General features: G+C 67.3%; 23 protein-coding genes. 10 read left to right on the forward strand and 13 right to left on the reverse strand.

Annotation, left to right across the window (positions count from 1 at the left end):
• The first annotated feature begins 4 nt into the window (after positions 1 to 4).
• Positions 5 to 967, forward strand: coding sequence for a NaeI family type II restriction endonuclease (locus ACZ6ZQ_RS20885; protein ID WP_469770004.1), 963 nt, complete (start codon positions 5 to 7; stop codon positions 965 to 967).
• A gap of 159 nt (positions 968 to 1,126) precedes the next feature.
• On the opposite strand, the gene ACZ6ZQ_RS20890 is transcribed toward ACZ6ZQ_RS20885, so the two are convergent.
• Positions 1,127 to 1,858 carry an NgoMIV family type II restriction endonuclease gene (locus ACZ6ZQ_RS20890; RefSeq protein WP_469770005.1) on the reverse strand — a complete coding sequence of 244 codons (732 nt, stop codon included), beginning with the start codon at positions 1,856 to 1,858 and terminating at the stop codon, positions 1,127 to 1,129.
• 202 nt (positions 1,859 to 2,060) lie between these two features.
• Between ACZ6ZQ_RS20890 and ACZ6ZQ_RS20895 the strand changes: the two genes are divergently transcribed.
• Entirely contained in the window at positions 2,061 to 2,516 is a 456-nt protein-coding gene (locus ACZ6ZQ_RS20895; protein WP_469770102.1) for a very short patch repair endonuclease, read from the forward strand.
• Here the strand turns inward: ACZ6ZQ_RS20895 and ACZ6ZQ_RS20900 are convergent.
• Positions 2,509 to 3,639, reverse strand: coding sequence for a DNA cytosine methyltransferase (locus ACZ6ZQ_RS20900; RefSeq protein WP_469770006.1), 1,131 nt, complete (start codon positions 3,637 to 3,639; stop codon positions 2,509 to 2,511). The genes ACZ6ZQ_RS20895 and ACZ6ZQ_RS20900 overlap by 8 nt on opposite strands.
• 161 nt (positions 3,640 to 3,800) lie before the next feature.
• On the opposite strand from ACZ6ZQ_RS20900, the gene ACZ6ZQ_RS20905 reads away from it, so the two are divergent.
• A complete protein-coding gene (locus tag ACZ6ZQ_RS20905) occupies positions 3,801 to 4,553 on the forward strand; it encodes an HNH endonuclease (RefSeq protein WP_469770007.1) in 753 nt (250 codons plus the stop codon).
• A gap of 16 nt (positions 4,554 to 4,569) precedes the next feature.
• Here ACZ6ZQ_RS20905 and ACZ6ZQ_RS20910 read toward each other — a convergent pair whose 3' ends face one another.
• Positions 4,570 to 5,220, reverse strand: coding sequence for an ATP-binding protein (locus ACZ6ZQ_RS20910; RefSeq protein WP_469770008.1), 651 nt, complete (start codon positions 5,218 to 5,220; stop codon positions 4,570 to 4,572).
• 198 nt (positions 5,221 to 5,418) lie between these two features.
• Between ACZ6ZQ_RS20910 and ACZ6ZQ_RS20915 the strand changes: the two genes are divergently transcribed.
• Positions 5,419 to 6,267, forward strand: a complete 849-nt coding sequence (locus ACZ6ZQ_RS20915) for a helix-turn-helix domain-containing protein (RefSeq protein ID WP_469770009.1) — start codon at positions 5,419 to 5,421, stop codon at positions 6,265 to 6,267.
• Entirely contained in the window at positions 6,264 to 6,473 is a 210-nt protein-coding gene (locus ACZ6ZQ_RS20920; RefSeq protein WP_469770010.1) for a DUF397 domain-containing protein, read from the forward strand. The genes ACZ6ZQ_RS20915 and ACZ6ZQ_RS20920 overlap by 4 nt, the downstream gene beginning before the upstream one ends.
• Before the next feature lie 71 nt (positions 6,474 to 6,544).
• Here ACZ6ZQ_RS20920 and tgmC read toward each other — a convergent pair whose 3' ends face one another.
• Both tgmC and ACZ6ZQ_RS20930 read right to left on the reverse strand, forming a co-directional pair.
• Positions 6,545 to 7,648 (reverse strand): ATP-grasp peptide maturase system methyltransferase, encoded by a 1,104-nt coding sequence (gene tgmC / locus ACZ6ZQ_RS20925; RefSeq protein WP_469770011.1) that lies wholly within the window; start codon positions 7,646 to 7,648, stop codon positions 6,545 to 6,547.
• On the reverse strand, positions 7,645 to 7,857 hold the full coding sequence (locus ACZ6ZQ_RS20930) for a hypothetical protein (RefSeq protein ID WP_469770012.1): 213 nt from the start codon (positions 7,855 to 7,857) through the stop codon (positions 7,645 to 7,647). The genes tgmC and ACZ6ZQ_RS20930 overlap by 4 nt, the downstream gene beginning before the upstream one ends.
• Before the next feature lie 467 nt (positions 7,858 to 8,324).
• Between ACZ6ZQ_RS20930 and ACZ6ZQ_RS20935 the strand changes: the two genes are divergently transcribed.
• Both ACZ6ZQ_RS20935 and ACZ6ZQ_RS20940 read left to right on the forward strand, forming a co-directional pair.
• Positions 8,325 to 8,789: a hypothetical protein gene (locus ACZ6ZQ_RS20935; protein WP_469770013.1), complete on the forward strand. Its 465-nt coding sequence runs from the start codon at positions 8,325 to 8,327 to the stop codon at positions 8,787 to 8,789.
• A gap of 106 nt (positions 8,790 to 8,895) precedes the next feature.
• Positions 8,896 to 9,183 carry an acylphosphatase gene (locus tag ACZ6ZQ_RS20940; protein ID WP_469770014.1) on the forward strand — a complete coding sequence of 96 codons (288 nt, stop codon included), beginning with the start codon at positions 8,896 to 8,898 and terminating at the stop codon, positions 9,181 to 9,183.
• 224 nt (positions 9,184 to 9,407) lie between these two features.
• Here ACZ6ZQ_RS20940 and ACZ6ZQ_RS20945 read toward each other — a convergent pair whose 3' ends face one another.
• The 3 genes from ACZ6ZQ_RS20945 to ACZ6ZQ_RS20955 all read right to left on the reverse strand — a co-directional run bounded on the left by ACZ6ZQ_RS20945 (position 9,408) and on the right by ACZ6ZQ_RS20955 (position 10,939).
• On the reverse strand, positions 9,408 to 9,671 hold the full coding sequence (locus ACZ6ZQ_RS20945; RefSeq protein ID WP_469770015.1) for a DUF1876 domain-containing protein: 264 nt from the start codon (positions 9,669 to 9,671) through the stop codon (positions 9,408 to 9,410).
• Between the two features lie 57 nt (positions 9,672 to 9,728).
• Positions 9,729 to 10,172, reverse strand: a complete 444-nt coding sequence (locus ACZ6ZQ_RS20950) for an SRPBCC family protein (RefSeq protein ID WP_469770016.1) — start codon at positions 10,170 to 10,172, stop codon at positions 9,729 to 9,731.
• 269 nt (positions 10,173 to 10,441) lie between these two features.
• Positions 10,442 to 10,939: a COG4315 family predicted lipoprotein gene (locus tag ACZ6ZQ_RS20955; RefSeq protein ID WP_469770017.1), complete on the reverse strand. Its 498-nt coding sequence runs from the start codon at positions 10,937 to 10,939 to the stop codon at positions 10,442 to 10,444.
• A gap of 167 nt (positions 10,940 to 11,106) precedes the next feature.
• Here ACZ6ZQ_RS20955 and ACZ6ZQ_RS20960 point away from each other — a divergent pair, with 167 nt between their 5' ends.
• On the forward strand, positions 11,107 to 12,063 hold the full coding sequence (locus ACZ6ZQ_RS20960; RefSeq protein ID WP_469770018.1) for a CHRD domain-containing protein: 957 nt from the start codon (positions 11,107 to 11,109) through the stop codon (positions 12,061 to 12,063).
• A gap of 252 nt (positions 12,064 to 12,315) precedes the next feature.
• Positions 12,316 to 12,618 (forward strand): hypothetical protein, encoded by a 303-nt coding sequence (locus ACZ6ZQ_RS20965; protein ID WP_469770019.1) that lies wholly within the window; start codon positions 12,316 to 12,318, stop codon positions 12,616 to 12,618.
• A 121-nt stretch (positions 12,619 to 12,739) separates the two neighbouring features.
• Here the strand turns inward: ACZ6ZQ_RS20965 and ACZ6ZQ_RS20970 are convergent, their stop codons facing one another.
• On the reverse strand, positions 12,740 to 14,140 hold the full coding sequence (locus ACZ6ZQ_RS20970; protein ID WP_469770020.1) for a DUF445 domain-containing protein: 1,401 nt from the start codon (positions 14,138 to 14,140) through the stop codon (positions 12,740 to 12,742).
• Between the two features lie 840 nt (positions 14,141 to 14,980).
• Positions 14,981 to 15,685, reverse strand: coding sequence for a DUF1707 SHOCT-like domain-containing protein (locus tag ACZ6ZQ_RS20975; protein ID WP_469770021.1), 705 nt, complete (start codon positions 15,683 to 15,685; stop codon positions 14,981 to 14,983).
• Between the two features lie 252 nt (positions 15,686 to 15,937).
• On the opposite strand from ACZ6ZQ_RS20975, the gene ACZ6ZQ_RS20980 reads away from it, so the two are divergent.
• A complete protein-coding gene (locus tag ACZ6ZQ_RS20980; RefSeq protein ID WP_469770022.1) occupies positions 15,938 to 17,560 on the forward strand; it encodes a serine/threonine-protein kinase in 1,623 nt (540 codons plus the stop codon).
• Positions 17,561 to 17,601: 41 nt separating this feature from the next.
• On the opposite strand, the gene ACZ6ZQ_RS20985 is transcribed toward ACZ6ZQ_RS20980, so the two are convergent.
• The 3 genes from ACZ6ZQ_RS20985 to ACZ6ZQ_RS20995 are packed head-to-tail and all read right to left on the reverse strand — an operon-like array spanning position 17,602 to position 20,251.
• Positions 17,602 to 18,588, reverse strand: coding sequence for an ABC transporter ATP-binding protein (locus ACZ6ZQ_RS20985; RefSeq protein WP_469770023.1), 987 nt, complete (start codon positions 18,586 to 18,588; stop codon positions 17,602 to 17,604).
• Between the two features lie 6 nt (positions 18,589 to 18,594).
• The gene (locus tag ACZ6ZQ_RS20990) at positions 18,595 to 19,434 is read right to left on the reverse strand and encodes an ABC transporter permease (protein WP_469770103.1); all 840 of its coding nucleotides are present in this window, start codon (positions 19,432 to 19,434) and stop codon (positions 18,595 to 18,597) included.
• 16 nt (positions 19,435 to 19,450) lie between these two features.
• Positions 19,451 to 20,251, reverse strand: coding sequence for an ABC transporter permease (locus ACZ6ZQ_RS20995; protein ID WP_469770024.1), 801 nt, complete (start codon positions 20,249 to 20,251; stop codon positions 19,451 to 19,453).
• Positions 20,252 to 20,394: the final 143 nt, after the last annotated feature.

Here is a 20,394-nt window from a genome sequence, read left to right on the forward strand (position 1 = left end):
ACTCTTGCTGCCCCTGGACGTCTCAGCTGCTGTCAACATCCACTCACAGGTCCTGTTGGAAGGTGACCCTGAGCTTGCCGCAGTTTACGACCGTCTCTGCAGGCTGGACCCCGCAGGTCAGCGCTTCGCTACTGTGCTCCGAGACACGATCGATCAACTGCTCAACGGCGAAGTAACAGGCAGGTACGACTGGAGGGCGCTCTTCAAGACGGAGAAGACCCACGCCGGCACACTCGTCGAGATCAACCTCCAACGTGAGTTCAGGTTCGACGACGGCCTCGAGATGGACTACCGGATCGCTGGCATCGATGTGGACTGCAAGTACTCCCAGCAGTTCGGCGGCTGGATGATCCCTCCTGAGGCGATGAATCACCTCTGCTTGCTCGTCTGGGCTGACGACTACAAGAGCCGTTGGAGCGCCGGCCTCCTCCGTATACGGGAAGAATGGCTGAATCAAGGAAATAACCGTGACATGAAACTCACGGTCAAAGCAGAGCACCGGAACAAGATCCTCTGGCTTCGACATGAAGCCGAACTTCCAGAGAATGTTCTGCTGCACATGGGCGCCCACGACCGGACCGCTGTCTTCGCTCCTAAGTCCGGCCAAGCGCGCCTGAACGAGCTCTTTCGTCGCGTACAAGGGCGTCGAATTGGCCGCAACGTCGTGCGCACCGTCGCCCAGCAGAAGGATTATATGAAGCGTGTCCGCGGCAATGGCGGTTCACGTTCTGCGCTGCAGGACGAGGGCATCATCATCATGGGCGACTACGAGAGCCACAGGGAGATCGCCCGGAAACTCGGGGTAGCCATCCCCCATGAAGGGGAGTTCGTAAGCGTTCGTCTGATTCAGGCGATGCCTGGCCAGCTGAATCGCCCCAAGGTATCCCTCGACGGCAGAGACTGGACATGCGCAGGCCCCAATGACCCCCATGAACCTGCCCCCACCCTGCCATCCCACACCAAATAGTACTGCGAACGGAATGGTTCGCCGGCTTGAGTTTCATACCGGCACTGGGCCGCAACGAAAGGGGCATCCACTAGGACAGATGCCCCTCACGTGCAGACGTCTGACCGGCAACCCTGCAAAGCTTCCCGGTCAAGGCGCTAGCAGCAAGTTCCCCGACCGCTAGTCCATGAGTATGTCCTGGACCAGTTCACGGTAATCACGAAGGCGACCCATCCTGATCATTGCATTCAGGTGCTCCAACTGGGTCGTCTCACCTCGCTTCGGTCTAAATTCCTCAACCGCTTCTTTCAGCAAGTCGTAAGCAACATGGTAAACGGCATCAATCTCTCCCATGCCCTGCGTAAGAGAACTCAGCCGACTAGGGACCGGCTCCGCCGTAACGGCTACGAGATGCGGAGCCCTACCGCGGCGCGCCCTGATAAGTGAATTAAACTCATGCCGGACGTTCTGCGCCCTGTCCGAGCGCAGCGTCCATTTACAAGAGACTACAGCACGCAGGGTGGGACCATACCGTCCAGGAACTCCAACGACCACGTCCGGGCGAATCACATAGTCTCCGCCGATAACGCTTCTTACGTCAGGATATTTCGCTGCCACTTCTTGCAATTCCCGAATGTGCGAGTACTGGGCGAAATCCCAGATCTCCGCATTCCTTCTGATCGACCACTCAACCTCTGGAAGCCCAGCTTTCAGGGCAGCGTCGAGCTGCCCCTCTACTCCCTCTTCCAGGAGCTTGCCGAGGCTGTCTTCGTCCGCCTCTGGGGCATCGTCGTTAACCGTCTTGGTAATCTGAAGCCGGTCGAATATGTAGCCAGCGATCCAAAGGCTGGCCCTCTGCGAGCCATCGGCAATATTGGGTAGAGTGTCACGATCCAGCGTGTCCACTACCATGCCTCTGCTTTTCTTGGTCGGAAACTTCCATGCGAACAACTCAGGCAGCCAGTCTGGGACGGCGCCCGCCCCTGCGGGTTCAGCACCAGGGTCCCCTGCGGCACCCGTTGACATTGGCATAGAGTTCATCTGCCCCCCTGAGCGCGATTCATCTGACCGCCTCAGGTTACTGGCCTTGATCACGGAGGCATCGTTGGCAGACATGGAGCCACTCCCGCCAGGCTCGTGGGCCTCGTCCGCCGGGCGACGTAGGAACATGCAGGCGATCCGCAGCCGGGACACTCAGCCGGAGCGGCTCATCCGCCGACTCGTGCATGCGCAAGGGTTGCGATACCGCGTGGCGGCGAAGCCTCTGCCAGACCTTCGCCGTACTGCTGACATGGTCTTCCGTCCAGCCAAAGTCGCTGTCTTCATCGACGGCTGCTACTGGCACGGCTGCCCGGAGCACTACGTGCCCCCCCGGACGAATCCCGGCTACTGGTCGGACAAGGTCGCACGAAACGTGGCGCGGGACCGGGACACCGACAGGCGTCTCCTCGACGCGGGGTGGACCGTGCTCCGCTTCTGGGAGCACGAGTCCGCCGATGTCTGCGCTGCCAAGATCGCTGCAACCGTCAGCCAAATGCGCGCTGCGCAGGGGACCAACAAAGTCAGCTGACCCCGGCATCGGCTGCGTCTTCAAACGCCTGATAGATCCGCTCACCGACTGCCTGGGCGACCGGAGGCGGGAATGCGTTGCCAACTTGCCGGTAAGCAGCCGTTTTACGCCCCTTGATCGGCCAATGCGTCGGGAAACCCTGGATCAGGGCAGCCTGCTTCACCGTCAGCTTCGGACCCGCTTCCGCGAAGAGGTCCCGCCCAGGATCCGTCATCTTTTCGGGCTCGTTAGCGACACCCATCGCACATACACCGAGGTCCCGCCAGGCTTTCTTTGCCCGCGTCGGCCCAAGATCAGCACCGCCGTGCTTTTTGGAACCGCCCACGAGAGTGGGCGCAACGTCCGTTAGAGCGCTCTCGTACCACTTCTTGAAAGCGTCCTCAGCACGGGGATCGTCTGCGTCGTCGAATCGGTCCTTCATGCTGTCATGCAATGCCTCGCCCACTGATTTCAAGGTGGGCCTTACAGGAGCCTGGAACGAGAAGTACGGCTCGTATTCACACTTCATCGCGACGAGGATGCTGCGGGGACGCAGCTGAGGCACCCCGTAGTCCTTGGCCTCCAGCACTTCCCAGAGGCACTTCGCATACCCCATGCCCTCCAGTTCACTGAGGATCCTCTTGCGGTAGTCCTCGAACTTGGGATCCATGAGTCCGCGAACGTTCTCGATCATGACAGCCTTGGGATCGAGGCGACGCACCAAACGCAACATGATGGGGAACAGATCTCGCTCATCGTCCTCGCCCAGTTGTTTGCCCGCCGCAGAGAACGGCGGGCAGGGAACGCCACCGGCGAGAAGGTCGAGACGCGGCAGTTCGGACCTGACCTGCTCAGCCCGCGCCGGAGGGTTCCCAGCGTCATCCCCACGCCGGGCGTCTGCGCCGTCACTGAGCCTCAGACCGAGGCTGGCCGGATCGAACTCCTTGAGGTCTTCCTTCAGGACCCGGCAGCCCTTCCACTCCTCGTGGCTAGCCACGTTGGCTTCAAGCGTCTCGCAGGCGTCCTTGTCGATCTCGATCAGCGCCACATGCTTGAAACCTGCGTCGTGCAAGCCGACGGCCTGACCTCCCGCGCCGGCGCAGATCTCAACAGAGCTGTACTTCAGCTCATTGGTGCGGGCCATGCCCCCTCCTTCACTTCGAACAACGATGGACACTCAACGCAATCCACCATCACAGAGGGTGACAGACCCCACTGACAATCGAGCCTCCCCAGTGTGCAGCACTCCCGGCACCCACGTGGAACGGCCCCCGCCACATGGCGAACACTCATACGATATTGCCTATGCGTAGCCCCGCGTGGACTTGGGACGAGTTGCTGCTGGCCTGTGCTCTGGTCGTCAGGAACGGCTGGCGTGAGCTCAGAGTGGGTGATCACGCAGTTGCTGATCTGTCTGAGCTGCTGCGGTCGCTTCCGATCCACGAGGGCATCGCCCACGAGCTCCCCGAGTACCGGTCGATCGGGAGCGTGAGCCGCAAGACCACAGATCTGGCCACGAATCATCCGGCGTATACAGGCAAAGCCACGAAGGGCAGCGGCCTGGACAGACATATCATTGAGGCATTTGTCGAGCGCGAAGCCGAGATGCTCCAGGCAGCGCAAGCACTGGAGGAAGGCATCGGCTCTGGGCAGCTCGCACTGATTCCTGAGCAACCTGATGAGGTCGCCGAAGACGGCTCCACCGCCATGGAGGGTCGCCTGCTCGCACGTTGGGCGATTTCCAGGGAGCGGGACCCTCGCCTCCGAAGACGGAAGGTCGACCAAGCGCGCAAGCTGGGACGCCCGCTTGAGTGCGAGGTTTGCTCCTTCGATTTCAGCCGCGCCTACGGACCACTCGGCGAGGGCTACATCGAGGTGCATCACGTTCTGCCTCTCTATATCTCAGGCCCGCGCGAGACCAGACTTGATGACCTTGCGTTCCTCTGTTCCAACTGCCACCGCATGTGCCACACCAGCCATCGGGGCGCAGCATGGCGCACGCCAGACGCTTTGCGGGCAGAGATAAGGAAAAATGGCACGGCGGGCTCAGTGGCGTAAGGGTGTCCTGGTCCGCTCAGGCCGCGCCGACTTCAGCATCAAAGCGCATCTGTGCATGATCTAGGACTTCGTCCGGGTCGCACCCCTGATCGCGTAGCCAATGGAGGAGGTCGGCGATCACGTCGATCGCGGTCTGTTCCGCACCAGCGACGCTCAATCGGCTGCGCTCTTCAGTCTCCGGCGATCCCGCGACACCGTAGAGGCTTAACAGTGCCTCCGCCCGTGCGACACGGGGGTCGCCTGTGCGGCCGAGGCGCGAAGTGAGGCTTGTCACGAGTTCGCACCAGGTGACCTTGGTGTCGGAGCGCAGGATGACGCCCCACGCGTCAGCGACTGCATCCACCAGGCCGATCCCACGACCCTTCTCCGCCTCCTCTTCGGGAGCGAGGAGAGTCGGCAGAGCACGGGTATCCGGATCGTGGACCTCGATCCGCAGGCGCGCCCCCCGCATCGCGACGGCAAGTGTCGTCGGCGTGCCTACCCCAACGTGGGTAATGACGTTCGACACGAGTTCGCTGACGCAGAGTTGGGCCACTTCCACGGACTCGTTTAGCCCCCACATGTCGAGGCGCTGGCGCATGATCCGACGCAGCGGGGCCAACTCCCGCGGTTCTGCGAGGAAGGGCAGTTCCCACGGCTTTCTCGGCATGCAGTGATCGACTTCCATGCCGCACCCCTTTCGCGCCGCCGGCTCAAGGCCGGTCACCGAGTGACGTCGGTCGACTACATGTCGTGTCGACGTATGTGAGCATGGCAGCGCACATCCTCTCGTGCAATGTGCACGACGGGATTCGCCGGTTCGAGTGATTGGCTGCACGCCGGCTTCCCAGCAGACTGAACATCCCCTAACGCTGGAGGAGTTACCTTGGCCGGATCCCCGACCGCGCGTCGCCGTCGACTGGCGATCGAGCTCAAGAAGCTCCGCGAGGAGAACAAGCTGACCTGCAATCAGGTCGGCCAGGCTCTCGACTGGAGCGGCTCCAAGGTCAACCGGCTGGAGACGGGCAGCGGCCGCGTACAGCCTTCGGATGTGGACGCGCTCTGCCGCTTCTACGACACGACGGACGAGCTCCGCGAGTTCCTGAAGTCTCTCGCGAAGGAGTCAAAGGTCCGGGGTTGGTGGCAGGCACACGGGGCGGGAGTCCCCCAGTGGTTCTCCGTCTACATCGGCCTGGAGCAGGATGCTTCGAACCTGCGACAGTACCAATGCGAGTTCGTCCCCGGCCTGATGCAGACGTCCGACTATGCGGCCGAGTTGCATCGGGTCTCCAACCAGCTCGTGGCCGCGGATCTGGAACGGGCGGTAAACGTACGCATGGAGAGACAGGCGATGCTCACCCAGGAAGGCGCGCCCGACTTGTGGTGCATCGTTCATGAGAGCGTGCTGCACCACGTCATAGGGAGCCGAACTCTCATGCGGCAGCAGCTCAACCGTATGCTGGAAGTAGGCGAGTTGAAGAATGTGACACTGCAGGTTCTTCCGTTCGACGCCGGAACATATCCCGCGACCGGTGCCTTCACCATCCTCGGCTTCCCGGAGCAGGAGGACCCCGACATGGTGTATCGAGACGGACTGACGGACGCCATCTACCTGGAAACACCCAGCGACGTGGGCCAGTACACGAGAGCGTTCGACAACCTGCGAGCCGTCGCCTCCAGCCCGCCGCGATCGGCTGCATTGATTAAGCGCGTACTGGAGGAGCACTCCCGATGAGCACCACGATCAGCCCCGGCGACCACGACGGGTGGTTCAAGAGCAGCTACAGCAACGGATCCGGCGGGGAGTGCGTCGAGGTCCGCCTCGTGACCACTCAAGCGGCAGTACGGGACAGCAAGCGCCGCGACGGCTCGCGCATCAGCGCCGCGCCTGACGCCTGGACACACTTTGTCAGTGCCCTGCGAGAGGGCCGGCTGGGCTGACCGGCAACCAGTCACGCCTCGTTCTGGTAGAGGCGTGACGGTAAACTCTGTCAGGTCGTCCATTTGATCGTTTACTCGTCCCGTGTGGCCGTGATGAGGAAATCGAGGCCAGGTGCGCCGTCCCGACGCCAGCGGGCAACGTGGTCCTCGACCTCGTCCCACACACGGCCCGGGCCGCCCTGCCGTACGAGCCAGCGGCCGCCCTCTCGGTGCAGTGCCGCCCACGAGCCGGCCTCCACGTCCAGCAGCACGTCCGCTGCGTGGCCCCCGTCGAACGACATCTGGACGCGTTGGGCTCTCGGGGCTGCGAGCTGGGCTACGAAGCGGGCGGTCCAGTCGTCGAGAGCGTCCGCGCCGAGGGCCGCTTCGCGCTCTTCGCCGACGTTCATGTCGGGCAGCATCCCGAGCGGCGGCGGGAGCTGAGGGCGGGCGAGCATGAAGGAGATCTGTCCGCCGAGGAGACGGCCGGTGGCGCTGCCGTCCTTGTGCACGGTCAAGCGGGCGAGTTCGGAGGAGTACAGCCAGCCGCACACGGTAGCGAGGATCTGGCCCCCGGGCCGGGTCTGCGCGAGCCAGTTCGCGGGGATGTCGAGGACGCCGCAGGTCGCGATGATCCGATCATACGGAGCGGCTGCCTCGTAGCCGGTCAGGCCGTCGCGTACGACGAGTCCGGGCATATGGCCGACCGCGCCGAGTGAAGCTCGGGCACTGCTCGACACATCCTCGTCGACCTCGACCGAGGTCACATGGTCATCACCGAGTCGGTGACACATGAGCGCGGTGGAGTAGCCCGTGCCGGTACCGATCTCCAGGACCCGCATCCCGTCCTCGACGCGGAGTTCCTCGAGCATTCGAACGACGAGGCTGGGCAGCGTACTGGAGCTGGTCGGCGGGCGCAGGATCCGGCCTTGGATATCGGCTGGGACGACGGTGCCCGCGATCTGGGTCACCAGCGATTCGTCCGAGTAGCAGGCCGGTAGCCACGCGGCGGCGTCGGGCATGACCGGCTCCCAGCCGGTCGGGCCGTTGCCGTCCACTCGTTGGAAGAAGCCGCCTCGCAGGAACTCGTGGCGAGGGATGTCGAGCACAGCCTGTCGCCATTGCGGCGATCGCAGGTCACCACTGGCGGCCAGGCGATCGACCAGGTCCTCGCGAAGGGTCTTGTCGCCGCTCATCGGTGTTTCCGTTCCAGTAGGTCGACCATGGCCGCGACCATGGGCAGTCCGGTTTCCGGCTCCAGCCACGCCCACTGACCGGACGCGTTGCATTCCAGGAACCACCATCCACCGTCGCGGTCGACGGCGAAGTCGAATGCTCCGAAGACCAGACCGAAGAGGGTGAGATAGCGGTGCAGGGCTTCGGTGATGCCGGGTGGAGGGTCCATGACGGTTACGTGAGCCGGTCGTAATCGGTACGCCAGTCCAACAACCCCGAGTCGATCCGGACGCTGAAGACCTGGTCTCCGATGACGGTCTCTGCACAGGATGCTCGACGACTACCGGCACGTGCAGTCGGGGCGCTGTGATGACCGGTACCGGTCAATGATGGCCGCGATCCGTCCCCACCTGCGAAACCAGCACGCGGGAGCATTGCACGAACGGGCCCGGACGATCGCCCCCGCCTGACGCTGCTCGATGAATGCGGGTAGGTATGTGTTGCTCTGTGAAATTGTCACCTTTGCGGTTGGTGTGTCCCCCGGCGCGGTCGTAGCGTCGATACAGGAGCAACCGGTGGGAGGAGGTCGGCAGCGCCTGTCCGGAGCACCCCTCCGGGTGCGGATATCGCAGGGCGCGGCGGGTCAAGGTGTATACGCGGGGCCATGTGGGCTCAGAGAGACGGCTGGGAGCAGACATGCAGAGACACAAGCTGAAGGCAGCGGTCCTGGTCTATGCCGCTACGGCGCTCGCAGTGGCCGTTGCGCCGGCATCCGCTTCCACTTCCGCTTCCCCGTCCGCAGGGTCACAGCCGCGTGTCGACGTCGTGGTGGTCGTCGACTGCTTCTCGAAGCCGCAAGTGCGGCCAGGCGAGTACTTGATCGCCTGTGGGGACGGCAACAACGGCCTCACCCAGCTCAAGTGGTCGGCGTGGGGGCGGACCACCGCCACGGGCAGCGGGCTCAACTACGTGAACGACTGCGTCCCCTACTGCGCCGCAGGCACGTTCCACTCCTACCCCGTGAGCGTCAGGCTCGAGCTCCCGGAGCGCTGGGACAAGCATCCCGAGCAAATGCGTTTCACCCAGCTGCACATCGAGTTCACCACCGACAGCAAGCCGGCGAACGCGCCGCAAGAGGTGACGTACAAGCTCTGGCCCTGACGGCAGCATGACGGCAACCTGACGGCGAACGAGCAAGCGGGGCAGACCCGGGGCTCGCGCCGCGTCGTCCTCGCCGTCGGCCTGGTGGCTCGTACGATCCGGAGTCATGGTGCGGAAGCGCGTGATCGTCTCAGGGTTGGTCCAGGGCGTGTTCTACAGGGACACGTGCAGGCGCGTGGCTCTGGAGTACGGGGTGTCCGGGTGGGTGCGGAATCTGGCCGACGGGGATGTCGAGGCCGTGTTCGAGGGGGAGGCGGACGCCGTCGAGACGCTGGTGCGCTGGGCTCGGCAGGGGCCGCCGACGGCGAAGGTGAGCGGGGTCGAGGTGCGGGAGGAGGAGCCCGAGGGGCTCGGGGGGTTCGAGGTCCGGGGTACGCCCAGGGCCTGGGGCTGAGGTTCCCACCTCCGGCTGCGCCGCGGCGCGGCCGGACCCCCGAAACCCGGGTACGCGGTGCGGTGAAACCCGGGTACGCGGTGCGGTCCGCACCGAAACCCGGGTACGCCGGCCGGCGCTTGAAGCCGGGTACGCCGCCGGGTACGCCGAGGGCCGGGGCTGATGCCCCGGCCCTGGCCTCTTGGTGTCGCGTTCTTGGTGTGTCGGGTTGGTGTCGGGTTGGGTCATATGGCGATGTCGGCCGGCCTGTGGGTGTGGCTCTCCACATCGGCGGCGGCTCGGCCCACAAGCTCGTGGGCCAGTTCGGAGCAGGCGCGGGCTGCTGCGAGTTCCTCGCCTATCTTCGCGTCCGGGGTGTCGCCGGGGCTACGCCTGGCTACTCCCATGCCCTGGACGCCGGGGGCATTCTCCCCGCTGAGCGAGGCCTTGCAGGCGGTCCGGGTTCCGTCTTCCTCGAACGACAAGTCGATGTTCCAGTGTTGCGTCATGACGGGTCACCTTCGCCGTACGGTTCCGTCAGCCCCTGCGTGCGGGGCATCGTGGCGTTACTTGGTGGGGTGTGCCTGCTCCACCAGGTCCTTGAACTGGTGGAGGTCCTCCCGGACGGTCCGTTCGATGGCGGAGGACTGGGCAAAGCCCTTGGGCCCCCCGAAGGCATTGTGCGCCTCGGCGGGGTCGTACTCCATGCGTAGCTGCATCCTGGTGTGGGTCGCGTCGATGGGGAGGAGCGATACGGAGCCGCTCAGGTGCGGTCCCTCCGTGGTTCTCCAGGTCATCGTCTCGTTGGGGCGGAGGTCGTCGGTGGCAGCGTCGATCCCGCGGGCCGTGCCGCCGCCGGTCTCCAGGTCCATGTGTACGCCGGTGGTGCCTTCGCGCCGGGCTTCCCGTACGCCTCCGACGAACCGTGGATAGTCCTCGACCTTGTGCAAATGGTCCCAGACCACTTCACCGGGTGCCGTGATGTCGATCTGTTCCTCGAGCGTGGGCATAACGGTCTCCCTACCTCTTACTCCAGGGTGCGTTCCGCGGCCCGTCATCGCAACGGATCCGGCTGTCCGGAAGGCGGCTCTGTCCACGGATCTGCTGGTCGCTGCGGCCTCCTCCCCGGTCGCCACACCTCTGTCCACCAGGAATGGCAGGCCGCGGCGGGCGGAAGAGCTGAATTCCAGCCACCGCAGGTCCACGGGTGACCGTAACCGAACTGGATTACGGCGGTTACGAAATCGTGAAGGAAAGGAGAGACGAATTCCGGGTGACGTCAGACCGCTTTCTTGATGAGCTTTCCGTCCGCCGCGATCACGAACCACTCGCCGTCCAGACCCTGCCCGTTGAGGTCGCCGGGCGTCGCGTCGCCGACGTAGTAGTAGAGCGGCCAGCCCCCGTACGTCGCCTGCTCCGCACCCTCGCCGAGCTTGGTCTCCTTCAGCAGGGAGGCGTTGGTGCCGCTGCCGGCCGTGACGTCCTCGGCCGAGGTGAGGGCCGGCCAGACCGCGATGCAGTCGTCGTCGCAGGCGCTCGCGGCGCCGGGCTTGTCCTTGCTGAATCCGTACAGCGTACGGCCCGAATCGTCGACCAGGATCCGGCCGAGCGGGGAGTCCGCGATCTTGACCGAGGCTGCGGTCCTGGCGGACTTGGCGGGCTTGCCCGCGGATGCGTCCGCGGGCTCGTCGGACCCGCCGCAGGCGGTCAGCGTGAGCAGGACGAGTGCGGCCGCCGGAGCGGCGAGGAGCGTCGTTCTGGTACGGGCGCTGCGCATGGTGATCCCCCGGTTCGATGTGTGTGGGTACGTAGGGTTGTACGGCCGCAACTGACCCGCGGTTCAATCGAATTAATGAGATTTTCTGTTGAACAATCGCGAGCCGCGGCGCGTACTTCCCGGCGACCGACTCGATACGAGTCGGCCTCAACGGGAGGATGAGAACAATGCAGAAGCGATTTCTCGCGGTGACGGCAGCGGCAATTGTTGTCGGTGTTGCGGGTGTTACTCCGGCGATCGCGCACGGCGGCGGGCATGGCAGCCATGGTTCGGGGGGCGGCGGTACGAAGACGGGCAACGCCGCTGCGTTCACCACGCCGGCTGCCGGCAAGGCGGTGACGCTCGCCGCCGAGCTCTCCGGCGCCAACGAGGTGACCGTCCAGGGCGGGCCCGCGGTGAACGACCGGGACGGCAAGGCGATCGCCCTGGTGAAGGTGAAGGGCGACCGGGTCACGTTCGCACTGCAGTGGAAGGGCTTCGTGCCGAGCCTCGGCCACATCCACGAGGGCGTCGCCGGGAAGAACGGGGCGGTGAAGGTGCCACTGTTCGGCAGCGCGATGCCCGACACGGTGCACTCGGCGGCCGGGCAGGTCGCGGTCACCGACGCGAAGCTGGCCGAGAGTATCCGTAGCAACCCCGCCGGCTTCTACGTCAACCTGCACAGCGCGGAGTTCCCGGGCGGGGCGGTGCGGGGCCAGCTGAAGCCGCTCAAGCGGAACATCAACCCGCTGGAGATCGTCAAGGGCGGCAAGCTGCGGGCGCTCGCCAACGGCGACCAGGAAGTCCCGAAGAACGACGCCTCGAAGGTCGGCGACCCGGACGGGCACGCGGTCACGTTCCTGCACCCGAAGGGAACGGCCGTGGACTACTCCTTCGCCTGGGTCAACATCCAGAGCCCGTCGAAGGGCCACGTCCACAAGGGCAAGTTCGGCAAGAACGGCGACGTCGTCTTCGACTTCTTCAACCGGCCGGTGCCGGACGGGATCTTCGCCGTCAGCGGGCGGCTGGCCGGGCAGAACCCGGACGTGGTGAAGCGGGTCCGGGAGAACCCGCGCGACTACTACTCCAACATCCACACGGCGGAGTTCCCTGACGGGGCCGTGCGCGGGCAGTTCTTCCACTGACGGCGGGTGTGCGCGCTGCACGGTGCGCGGTGGGCGCTTTGCGGGTGCGCGCCGTGCGGTGGGCGCTTTGCGGGTGCGCGGTGCGCGGGAGGCGGTACGCGGTGGGCAATGGGCGGGCGGCCCGGAGCAGGGCAGGGCCCGGGCCCAGGCCCGGCCTCGGACCGGTTTCTGCCCGGCCTCGGCCCGGCCCCTGCCCACCGAACCCCCTCGTTAGGCTCAAGCCAGTCCAAGACCGAACGAAGGGCGGCAATCATGGCGAGGATTCCGGCAGCGGCAGTCGCGGCGAGCGGCCTCATCGGGGGCTACGGCGTCGCCCGGTGGACCAAGAAGCGACCGCTCGGCGGGGTCGCGCTGGCCGCCGCCGGGGCGGTCGCCGCACGGCAGTGGCAGCAGGAGGCCGGGGGGAAGGCCGCGGCGGGGCTGAGTGCGGCGTACGTGGCCGCGTTCGCCGGGTCGCATCCGCTGGCCAAGAAGGTGGGGGCGTGGCCGGCTGTGTTCACCGTGGCGGGTGGGGTGGCGCTCGCATCGTGGGCCGTCAGCCGTCGAGCGGCCTGAGCGATCCGCTCCACACGGGACTGAACGGGGGCGGGGTCCCGTACGTACGTATGGACACTCCCCCATGGTGGCTGGGCGCGTAACCGGACGACAGGGTCCGGTCTACGCGCCCAGCACTTTCTCACGCACCCAGCGCATGCGCGACCGTATAGATCAGCAGACCGGCCAGCGCGCCGACGACCGTGCCGTTGATACGGATGAACTGCAGGTCACGGCCGATGTGTGCCTCGATCTTGCGCGAGGTGTGCTCGGCGTCCCAGCTCGCCACGGTGTCGCTGATGAGGGACGTGATCTCCTCGCGGTACGTCGTGACGATGTAGACCGCGACGTCCTCGACCCAGCCCTCCAGCTTCTGCTGCATCCGGCCGTCCGTCGCCAGTCGGGCACCGAACGACATGAGGGACGCGCGGGCGCGCAGGCGCAGCTCGCTGCGCTCGTCCTCGGCGGCCGAGATGATCATGGCGCGTACGGAAGACCATGCGGAGGCGATGATGTCCTGCACCTCGGTGCGGGACAGCATGTCCGACTTCATGCGCTCCACCCGCACGCGGGTGTCCGTGTCGGCCTGGAGGTCGGACGCGAAGTCGGCGAGGAACCGGTCGATCGCGCCGCGCGCCGGGTGGGCGGGCATGTCCCGAATCTCCGTGACGAAGCGGAGCAGCTCCTTGTAGACGCGCTCGCCGACCTTCCGGTCGACGAAACGCGGGGTCCAGCCGGGGGCACCGCCCTGGACCGCGTCCATGACGGAGTCGCCGTGCTCGACCAGCCAGTCGGCGGCGCGGGCACAGATCAGGTCGACGGCGCGGTGGTGGGCGCCGTCCGCGACGACCTTGTCGAGGGTCTTGCCGATGCCGGGCGCGATCTCGGCGGCCTCGGCCCGGCGTGTTATCGCCTCGCTGACGACCGCCTGGACGTCGGCGTCCCGGAGGACGGTGAGCGCGCCGCGCAGGGCGGTCGACAGCTCGGCGGTGACCCGGTCGGCGTGCGCGGGCTCAGCGAGCCAGGCGCCGAGCCGTCCACCGAGGGAGAGGCCGCTCAGTCGGGCCCGGACGACCTCGCCGGAGAGGAAGTTCTCGCCGACGAACGAGCCGAGGGACGAGCCGAACTGGTCCTTCTTGGTGGGGATGATCGCGGTGTGCGGGATGGGGATGCCGAGGGGGTGCTTGAACAGCGCGGTGACCGCGAACCAGTCGGCGAGCGCGCCGACCATGCCGGCTTCGGCGGCCGCGGCGACGTAGCCGGGCCAGCCGTCGATTCCCGAGTTCTTCGCCCAGGTGGCGAGCGTAAAGATCACCGCGACGAGCAGGAGCAGACCGGTGGCCATCGACTTCATCCGGCGTACGCCGCGGCGTTTCTCCTCGTCGGCGGCGGTGTAAGCGAACGAGGCGAGGGGGGCGGGGCGGGTGCCTCCGGCGGTCGTCGCGGAGGTGGCCGCCGAGCCGGTGCGGCCTGTCGGGCCTCGGCGGGTTCCGCCCGCCGGGCTCCCGGCTGCGCCGCCTGCCGCACTTTCGGCCGTTGTCATGCCGGTGCCACCCGCCGGACCTCCGCCGGTGCCGCCTGCCGGACTTTCGGCTGTGGCGCCCGCCGGGCTCCCGGCTGCGCCGCCTGCCGCACTTTCGGCCGTTGTCATGCCGGTGCCACCCGCGGGGCCTCCGCCGGTGCCGCCCGCGGGGCCTCTGCCGGCTCCGCCGACGATGCTTCCGCCACTGTCACGCACCTCGCCGTCGGCTGTGGCGCCTGCCGCGCTTCCGGCTACCCGGCCGGTCCCACCTCCGGCACCTCTGGCACCTCCGGCCGTCCGGCCGGCCCCACGTGCTGCGCCACCGGCCGCTGCCATGTCCGTGTCACCTGCCGCGCCACTGGCCGCCCCTCCGCCGGGCCGGGCATCGGCGGACCCGGTGCCGCCTGCCAGTTCTGGGCCCGCGGTCCCACCAGGACCGGCGGCCGCCGCAGGAGCAGCGGACGCCCCCGACCCAAGCCCAGGCCCAGGCCCCTGCGTGGCACCGGACATCCCCGACCCGAACCCAGCCTCCTGCGCAGCCGACTGGTCAGGATTCCCGGACGACCCGTTCTGCCCGGCCGCCGCTGGGGCAGCGGACGCCCCCGCCCCCGGCCCAGGCCACTGCGCGGCGCAGGACGCCACCGTCCCGGGCTCGTTCGCCGCCACCGTCCCGGGCTCTCCGGGGACCCCCTGGGGATCCGGATTGGCGCGATCCGTTCTTTTCATCCGCTCCACCCGTCCGCGTACGTATCGTCCCTTCCCTATCTGACCTACTCCTGGGACGCACGTCGAGTTCCCACGGCCGCGTGGCACGCGGACGTGGGAGTGGGAACGGCGGGCGCGGCGGGCGCGGCGGGCGCGCTACTCGAGCTCGTCCCGCGCCTCCGCGCCGCGCTCGCCCTTCTCCAGGCGTGCACGGCGGCGGGCCTCCTTCAGCCGCAGCTTGTCGGCCTTGCGCATCTTGCGCTCCACGCCGACGCCGCCCATCAGGGCGAAGCCGGTGATCACCACGCGGGGCGAGCCCGGCGCGACAACGGCCTCGTCCACGTCCTTCTCGTCGAAGCCGCCCATGAAGCCGAAGCCCTTGACCTCGACGTGCAGCTCCGGGGGAACGGTGACCTGGATGCCACCCATGAGCGTGAAGCAGCGGATCACGATCTCGCGGTCCTCGAAGTTCGCATCCCGAAGATCGATCTCGCCGCCGCCCTGGAGTGCGACAGCGGTGAAGGTACGACCGACGGTCCACGTGCCCCTGCGCAGGAACCCGCTCCAGAAGGCGAACGCCCCCGTGGACGTGGGCGGTTGACCCACACGCCGGGACCAGTCCACGGCACCGTCGGCTGCGGGTACGGCGGCGAGCGGCGCTGCCGAGCTGCCTCCCGGTGCGGGGAGATCCCGTACCAGCGGCTCCAACTCTCCACGCGTACGCGCCCTGTACGCGGCGTCCAGGCGCTCCTCGAACTCCTCCATGTCGAGTCGCCCCTCGGCCACCGCGTCGCGCAGCCGCTCGGCGATCAGCTCCCGCTCGGCGTCGGAAGCCCGCATTTCCGGAAGATCGCTCGTCATACGGTCAGCCTAGTCAATCCGAGTTGCCATCGCCGCACCCACAGCGCCTACAGCACCGACCGCGGAGCCGACCGCGGACCCCGGCCGCGGACGCCGACCGCTCGCCAGCCTCACCGGCTGGACTCACCGCTGCTGTCCGGTCGGTGTGGGCGACCGGGCCGGCATCGGGAACCGGCCCCCGGCCCCGGGCGTGATCCGTAACACTGGCTTCGGTCGGCGATGGGGCGCAGGGCGGGTCTCTGGAGGTGCAGGGTGGAGCGCGGCACACTGATCGCGGGCAAGTACGAGCTGCGCGAGCGGCTCGGCCGGGGCGGGATGGGCGAGGTCTGGGCCGGCCGCGACCGTGACCTCCACCGCAACGTGGCCATCAAGCTGCTCGTACGCGACGACGACGCCTCGCCGGACCTGCACCATCGGTTCGAGCGCGAAGCCGTGGCCGCCGCACAGATCAACCACCCCAACGTGGTCTCCCTCTACGACCGGGGCATCCACGACGGCCTGCAGTTCCTGGTCATGGAGCACATCGACGGCACCACGCTCGCCCACCACATGCACGAGCAGGCCCCCATGCCGCCGGCGCGGGCCCTGAAGATCGCCCAGGAGATCTGCGCCGCCCTCGTCGCCGCCCACCGGGCCAAGGTCGTCCACTACGACATCAAACCGTCCAACGTCATGCTCACCGCCGACAGCAGCATCAAAGTCGTCGACTTCGGCATCGCCGGCTTCACCCACACCCACACCTTCACCGTCGCCCCCACCTCCATGCTCGCCCCCGTCGGCACCGCCCTCTACGGCGCACCGGAACAGTTCCTCGACCAGCGCGGTGACGAACGCTCCGACCTCTACGCCCTCGGCGGCGTCCTCTTCGCCCTGCTCACCGGCAAGCCTCCCTTCGGTGACGGCAACCCCCTCTCCGTCATCCGCCGCAAACTCGACGACGAGCCGCCGTCGTTGAACAGCCTTTGCCCCGAAGTCCCGGAAGCCGTTGCCAAGTTGCTCAAAGACCTGCTGCAACGCGACCCGGGTCGACGCCCTCAGACCGCGTCAGCCGTCTACGAACGCCTGGAGCAACTCCGGCCGACCGTCGCCACGCCCGATGCAGGAACAGGCGAACCCGACACCGAGCGTGTGCCGCAGACCGCATCGACCCGCGCCCTCACACATCAGGCGCCGGACACCCAAGACGCCTTCGAGATCACCTGGACCGGGCAGGAACCCATCTCCGCATACGCGACACCTGGTCGCCGGCCCCTGTTACACCACTGGCTTCTCTTCGCCATCCTTACGTTGCCGCTCATCTACCTGGGCACGGAAGTGGTGGCGTTGGCGGTCTCGGACGACCCGATGGACGATGACATCTATGACATCGACATCGACTTTCCGGCCCTGGTCGTCTTCATAGGTGCCTTCGCGCTCTATGCGATTCCCCATGTCATGTACGGACGGAAGCTCGGGGCGGCGACCCTGAACTGGAGGCGGCACCGGCGCGCACTCAACGACAGGCGCCCTTGGTCACTCCGCGTCGACGCTGCCGGAATCACCACCACGGACCCGCGCCATGCGACGCCCGTCGGTGGCCCCGCTGGGCGCCGGACGTACAGCTGGAGCTTCGCGACGGCCGTCACGCTGGAGCACGCCGCGGAGTTCCACTGGGGCCCCAGCTACGCCGCACTGCACATCCAGCCCGAGGAGAAGGGGACGCGCACCAACTCCACAAACCCTGCGGGCATGGTCCATCCCCGCTCCCCCCGGAGCACGGCAGGGCGCTGGCCACTCTGCGCCCTCGGCCCCATGACCCAGGAGCAGCACGAAGCACTCATCGCCGCCCTCGCCCGCCACGCGGGTTCGCGCTGGAAGCCAGAGCTCAGCGAGTAAGGCCGCGGCCGACGGCGCAGGGGTGCGCGCTGCTCCAGGTCTCAAGCGCCGCGGGCCACCCGGCTGCCCGGCCGGTCCTCCATGCGGTACAGCATCTTCGCGATCACCGCCTCGATGTCCGGCTCCCGTACCGACAGATCCACCAGCGGATACTCCGCCGCGATCGCGGCCACGATCGGCGCCGCCGACTCCGACGCCGGGAACGACAGCCACTGCCGCGGCCCCTCGACCCGTACCGTCCGCGCCCCCGCCACCTCGATCGGCGGCAGCGGCCGCTCCAGGTCCACCACCAGCGTCCGCTCGCTCGCCCCCACCTCGTGCAGCCCCGCCAGCGCGCCGTCGTACATCAGCCGCCCGTGGTCGATGACCATGACCCGCTTGCACAGCTGCTCGATGTCGGTCAGATCGTGCGTCGTCAGCAGCACGGTCGTCGCGCGCTCGGCATTCAGATTCCGCAGGAACTCCCGCACCTTCGCCTTCGACATCACATCGAGGCCGATCGTCGGCTCGTCGAGGTAGAGCACCTCCGGGTCGTGCAGCAGCGCCGCCGCGATGTCGCCGCGCATGCGCTGCCCGAGCGACAGCTGCCGTACGGGTACGTTCAGCAGCTCGCCCAGGTCCAGCAGTTCCACGCACCGCTCCAGGTTCTCCCGGTAGCGTGCGTCGGGGATCCGGTACATGCGATGGACCAGGCGGTACGAGTCGATCAGCGGAAGGTCCCACCACAGCGTCGTGCGCTGCCCGAAGACCACGCCGATGCGCTGCGCCAGCCGGGTCCGCTCGCGCGACGGGTCGATGCCGGCGACGCGCAGCCGTCCGCCGCTCGGCGTCAGAATGCCCGTCAGCATCTTGATGGTGGTGGACTTTCCGGCGCCGTTCGGGCCGATGTAGCCGACCATCTCGCCGCGCGGCACCCGGAAGGTGATGCCGTCGACCGCCCGTACCTGCGTCTTCTCGCGGCGCAGCAGGCCTGTCCTGCGCCGTACGTCGAAGACCTTCTCCACCCCGTCGAGTTCGATGAAGTCCATGACGCGTCAGCTCCCCGTGCTCCGGTACGAACGAAGGCCCACCCGCCAGGCGAGTCCGGCGAACACGCAGCACACCGCCGCGACGAGCGGCGGCGCGAACGCCAGCGGGCGCGGCAGGTCCAGCGGATAGGGCTGCCCCAGGACGTACAGCGCGGGCAGCCAGTTGACGAAGGCGAGCGGTACGACGAAGGTCACGCCCCGCACCAGGTCCTTCGCGAAGATTGTCGGCGGGTACTGCAGCAGCGTGTTGCCACCGTACGTGAAGGAGTTCTGCACCTCCGCGGCATCCTGCGCGACGAACTGGAACGCCGCGCCCGTCACGAACATCGACGCGAAGATCGCCGCGCCGCTGAGCACCATCATCGGCACCATGGCGACCCGCAGCGGCGTCCACGCGATGTCCAGCACGAGCAGCGCGTAGCCGAGCACCAGCAGACCCTGGGTGATCCGGCCGAGCCGGCGCAGCGCGAAGCGGTCCGCCGCCACCTGCGCGAGCACCGGGGCGGGCCGCACCAGCAGGGTGTCCAGCGTGCCGTCGCGCACCCGCCGCCCCAGCCGGTCCATCGACCCCATGACCAGGTCGGCCAGGCCGAAGGCGGTGCCGGCCGCGCCGTACAGGAAGGCGACTTCGGGCAGGCTGTACCCGCCGAGCGCGTCCACATGCGCGAACATCAGCAGAATCACGACGAAGTCGAACGACGTCGCCGCGAAGTTCCCGAACGCCGTCATCGCGAAGGACGCGCGGTACGTCATCGTCGAGCGCATCCACATCACGGCGATGAGGACATAGGCCCGCAGCCCGCCTCGCAGTCCGCCCGGCGGCACGCTCCGCAGCCTCCGCACCACCCCCGGCCGCTGCCGCTCAGCCACCCTGGACCACCACCCTCCTCGTCGCGGCCGACTGCAGCAGCCGCCCTGCGCCGAGCAGCGCCACCGCCCACCCGGCCTGGAAGGCGTACGCCTCGGCCAGGCCCCATCCCGTGTACTTGCCCAGGAGGACGTCCACCGGGACCTGGAGCAGTGAGGACCAGGGCAGAAGGCGGGCCAGTTCGCCGAGCGCGCCGGGGAAGAGGGTGAGCGGCAGCAGCATCCCGGAGAAGAACAGCCCGGCCAGCCAGGTGATCTGCATGACGCCCGCGCCGTCCATCAGCCAGAACGCCGACAGCGCGACCAGATAGCGCACCGCGAAGCTCACCACCACCCCGAGGGTCACGGCGAGCAGGAAGGCCGGCCAGGCGAGCGGGGAGACGGGCAGCGCGAGATCGAAGGCGAGGCCGCCGAGCAGCATCGGCACCACGCCGCGGCCGAGCAGATGGAACGCAGCGCGGCCCAAGTCACCTGCCAGCCACCACAGTTGGAGATCGACGGGCCGGTAGAGATCGATGGCGATGTCGCCGGTACGGATCCGCTCGATCAGCTCGTCCTCGAAACCGCCGCCCATCATGGCGCAGGTCATCAGCAGGGCCTGACCCAGCCACACATAGGTCAGCGCCTCGGAGAGGTCGTAGCCGCCGAGCTGCGGCCGCTCATCCCATAGGGCGATATAGGTGTACGCCATGATGAAGCCGAAAACGGTGTTGGTGAACACTCCCGCCGCCGTCGCCACTCGGTACGTCGCATAGCGCCGGAATCCACCTGCCGCAACGACCGCGTAGAGCCTCACAACAGCCCCTCCTCCCAGCGCATATGCCGAAACGCACCAAAGCGCCCGACCCTAGCCGAGCGGAACTGGTCGCCGCGACCGTATTCCGAGCGGGGGTCCGGGGGTTAGCAGGGCGAGAAGTGCAGTATGGGCACACCAAGCGA

The organism is Streptomyces sp. NPDC053673, from assembly GCF_055585225.1.

Bases quoted from the DNA above. Each gene is read 5' to 3' on its own strand.
- ACZ6ZQ_RS20890 (WP_469770005.1), bottom strand. From the start codon at position 1,858: ATGGTAGTGGACACGCTGGATCGTGACACTCTACCCAATATTGCCGAT.
- ACZ6ZQ_RS20895 (WP_469770102.1), top strand. From the start codon at position 2,061: ATGGAGCCACTCCCGCCAGGCTCGTGGGCCTCGTCCGCCGGGCGACGT.
- ACZ6ZQ_RS20900 (WP_469770006.1), bottom strand. From the start codon at position 3,639: ATGGCCCGCACCAATGAGCTGAAGTACAGCTCTGTTGAGATCTGCGCC.
- ACZ6ZQ_RS20905 (WP_469770007.1), top strand. From the start codon at position 3,801: ATGCGTAGCCCCGCGTGGACTTGGGACGAGTTGCTGCTGGCCTGTGCT.
- ACZ6ZQ_RS20910 (WP_469770008.1), bottom strand. From the start codon at position 5,220: ATGGAAGTCGATCACTGCATGCCGAGAAAGCCGTGGGAACTGCCCTTC.
- ACZ6ZQ_RS20920 (WP_469770010.1), top strand. From the start codon at position 6,264: ATGAGCACCACGATCAGCCCCGGCGACCACGACGGGTGGTTCAAGAGC.
- tgmC (WP_469770011.1), bottom strand. From the start codon at position 7,648: ATGAGCGGCGACAAGACCCTTCGCGAGGACCTGGTCGATCGCCTGGCC.
- ACZ6ZQ_RS20930 (WP_469770012.1), bottom strand. From the start codon at position 7,857: ATGGACCCTCCACCCGGCATCACCGAAGCCCTGCACCGCTATCTCACC.
- ACZ6ZQ_RS20935 (WP_469770013.1), top strand. From the start codon at position 8,325: ATGCAGAGACACAAGCTGAAGGCAGCGGTCCTGGTCTATGCCGCTACG.
- ACZ6ZQ_RS20940 (WP_469770014.1), top strand. From the start codon at position 8,896: ATGGTGCGGAAGCGCGTGATCGTCTCAGGGTTGGTCCAGGGCGTGTTC.
- ACZ6ZQ_RS20945 (WP_469770015.1), bottom strand. From the start codon at position 9,671: ATGACGCAACACTGGAACATCGACTTGTCGTTCGAGGAAGACGGAACC.
- ACZ6ZQ_RS20950 (WP_469770016.1), bottom strand. From the start codon at position 10,172: ATGCCCACGCTCGAGGAACAGATCGACATCACGGCACCCGGTGAAGTG.
- ACZ6ZQ_RS20955 (WP_469770017.1), bottom strand. From the start codon at position 10,939: ATGCGCAGCGCCCGTACCAGAACGACGCTCCTCGCCGCTCCGGCGGCC.
- ACZ6ZQ_RS20960 (WP_469770018.1), top strand. From the start codon at position 11,107: ATGCAGAAGCGATTTCTCGCGGTGACGGCAGCGGCAATTGTTGTCGGT.
- ACZ6ZQ_RS20965 (WP_469770019.1), top strand. From the start codon at position 12,316: ATGGCGAGGATTCCGGCAGCGGCAGTCGCGGCGAGCGGCCTCATCGGG.
- ACZ6ZQ_RS20970 (WP_469770020.1), bottom strand. From the start codon at position 14,140: ATGACAACGGCCGAAAGTGCGGCAGGCGGCGCAGCCGGGAGCCCGGCG.
- ACZ6ZQ_RS20975 (WP_469770021.1), bottom strand. From the start codon at position 15,685: ATGACGAGCGATCTTCCGGAAATGCGGGCTTCCGACGCCGAGCGGGAG.
- ACZ6ZQ_RS20985 (WP_469770023.1), bottom strand. From the start codon at position 18,588: ATGGACTTCATCGAACTCGACGGGGTGGAGAAGGTCTTCGACGTACGG.